Here is a 2,480-nt window from a genome sequence, read left to right as displayed (position 1 = left end):
TCGTGATTTCGCATCGCAACATTCGTGTTGCGATGCACCATTAACGATGCCATATAAACCGTGCCCCGGGCCAAGTCGGACGGGGTGAGCCCATAGCTCCAAAACGAGGATGGAGAGACCCCCAATGACCACCGAAACCCAAAACGTGCTCGACAGCGTCAAGGAAGCCTTTGCCCCCATGACCGAGGCCTTCAAGAACCTCCAGAACCTGGACGTTCCGGAAGCCACCCGCGAGTTCGTCAAGAAGACCGCCAACACCGCCAAGGAACGCGCTGCCGACGCCTATGCCGGCTCGGAGAAGGTGACCGCTGCGATCGAGACCGCCGTCGCCGATTCCGTCAGCGAGGCCGCCAAGATCAGCCGCAACATCCAGCAGGCGCTGTATCAGGACGCTGAGGCCTTCTTCGCGGGCATCGACAAGCTGGCTTCGGCCAAGTCGATCAGCGAGGCCGTCCAGATCCAGTCCGAGCTTGCGCGCGCGCGCGGCGAAGTCTTCATCAACCGTGCGAAGTCGACCACCGAATATTTCGGCAAGCTCGTTGCCAACGGTGCGAAGAATGCGCAGGACAACTTCTCCAAGGTTTACAACAAGACCGCCTGAGCATCTTGTCTGTCGATCGATTTGAAGGGCCCGCGTCTCGCGGGCCTTCTTTTTGTGGCGTAGGGTCATAGCTTTGGGTTGATGACCGCAACCGTCCCTTTTTCCTTCGAGACGCCCGGCGACGCCGCCCGCGCCGCCGAACTCCGGCGCGTCAAGACCGAGGCGACGCTGGTGCTGGTGGCGGCGCTGGCGCTGTTCGCGATCTCCAAGGCGCTGGTCGGCGTGCATCCCGCCTTCGGCTTCGTCGCGGCCTTTGCCGAGGCCGCCACCATCGGCGGGCTCGCCGACTGGTACGCCGTGGTGGCGCTGTTCCGCCGGCCGCTCGGGCTGCCGATCCCGCACACGGCGATCATCCAGAGCAATCAGCGTCGCATTGCCGACAAGCTCGGCGAGTTCATCGAGGTGCATTTCCTCGAGCAGGGTCCGGTCGAGGCAAAACTGCGCGAGATCGATTTCGGCTCGTTCATTGCCGACTGGCTGCGCGACCGCAAGCGCAGCGACGATCTCGCGCGTTTCACCCTGCGCCTGCTGCCCGAGGCGGTTTCCGCCACGGAATCATCGGGGCTGAAGACGTTCATCATCCGCCGCCTCAACACCCAGCTGCAGGCGATCAATCTCGCGCCGCTCGCCGCCGGCACCCTCCGTGCTTTCGTCGCCGATAGGCGACATCAAGTGCTGTTCGACGATTTTCTGCGCGTCATCCACGAGACTCTGACGCAAAAAGAGACCATGGCGATGATCCGCGAAAAAGTTCGAGCGGAACTGCCGACGCTGCTCCGCCTCTACCGCGCCGACAAGTTCCTTGTGAACAAGATCGTGGCCTCGGCCAGCAAGTTCTTCGAGGAAGTGCGGTCCGATCAGAAACACCCGTTTCGCGGCGAGTTCGACCGACTGGTGCTGTCCTTCGTCGATCGGCTCGGCAGCGACCCGACCTATGCCGGCCGCATCGACGGATTGAAGCGCGATCTGTTGGCGCGGCCCGAGCTCGGCGAACTCGCACAACGCGTCTGGTCGAACACGCGCTCCTTCATCGAACGCAGCGCGAGCGGCGAGACCCAGGTGCTGCGGCACCATCTCGCCGGCATGTTCGTCTCGGCCGGCGACGCACTCGCGGGCGACGCCGAAATGCGCGGCGAGATCAACCAGGGATTGGTCACCGTCCTGAAAACGCTGGTCGCCGATCAGAAGAGGGGTGTTGCGACCTTCATTTCCGATCAGGTCAAGTCCTGGAACATGGAGCAGCTGATCTCGGTTATCGAGGTCAACATCGGCAGGGACCTGCAATACATCCGCTTCAACGGCTCGCTGATCGGAGGACTCGCCGGACTTGCGCTTTATACCTCCGAGTTCCTGCTGCGCTTGCTGTGACTTTTCCACGACAGGCCGGCGGTTTCACAAGCTGGTCTATTGTCCACACCGGTGCGAACCGCTTGAATGATGTGACGGGCTTCATAACTTGAACCCTGAGATTTGCTGTACTGCGGAACATTCGCATGTTCCGGCATCCGGCAGGAGAGAGGAAAAAACGCATGTCCGCATCCGCGCACGCACTGCGCCCGCCGTCAAAAACGCTGATGCTGCTGGAGGGGCGCGCGCTGCATGAGTTCGGCGCGTTTGTCGCAGCCTTGCCGCTGCTGCGCCTCGCGCCGCGCGGCGACGGCCATCCCGTGCTGGTGCTGCCGGGGCTGGTCGCCTCCGACGTCTCGACGCGGCCCTTGCGCGACGTGCTGAAGAACCGCGGCTATGCCGTGAGCGGCTGGCGGCAGGGGCGCAATCTGGGCCTGCGTCCCGGCGTACAGGATGGGATGATCGATCTCGTCCGCGAGCTCAGCGACACCCATGGCCGCAAAATCTCGCTGGTCGGCTGGAGCCTGGGCGG

Annotated in this window: 2 protein-coding genes and 1 pseudogene; all 3 read left to right on the top strand. The window is 63.1% G+C overall.

Features of this window, described 5'->3' with window-relative positions; all coding sequences use genetic code 11:
- Nucleotides 1-124: 124 nt before the first annotated feature.
- Nucleotides 125-601 (top strand): phasin, encoded by a 477-nt coding sequence (locus tag JOZ76_RS28965; protein ID WP_291704541.1) that lies wholly within the window; start codon nt 125-127, stop codon nt 599-601.
- 81 nt (nt 602-682) lie between these two features.
- Nucleotides 683-1,969 (top strand): DUF445 domain-containing protein, encoded by a 1,287-nt coding sequence (locus JOZ76_RS28960; protein ID WP_291704538.1) that lies wholly within the window; start codon nt 683-685, stop codon nt 1,967-1,969.
- Nucleotides 1,970-2,130: 161 nt separating this feature from the next.
- Nucleotides 2,131-2,480: pseudogene (locus JOZ76_RS28955) on the top strand (alpha/beta hydrolase); the annotation flags it as partial.

The organism is Bradyrhizobium sp. (assembly GCF_019244115.1).
In the GTDB taxonomy this organism is placed as follows: Bacteria; Pseudomonadota; Alphaproteobacteria; order Rhizobiales; family Xanthobacteraceae; genus Bradyrhizobium.
The sequence above is the reverse complement of the archived record's forward strand: the minus strand, read 5'-3'. Positions and strand labels throughout refer to the sequence as shown.

What these genes read in the sequence shown, in the direction of transcription:
- JOZ76_RS28965 (WP_291704541.1), top strand. Translation starts at nt 125, where the DNA reads ATGACCACCGAAACCCAAAACGTGCTCGACAGCGTCAAGGAAGCCTTT.
- JOZ76_RS28960 (WP_291704538.1), top strand. Translation starts at nt 683, where the DNA reads ATGACCGCAACCGTCCCTTTTTCCTTCGAGACGCCCGGCGACGCCGCC.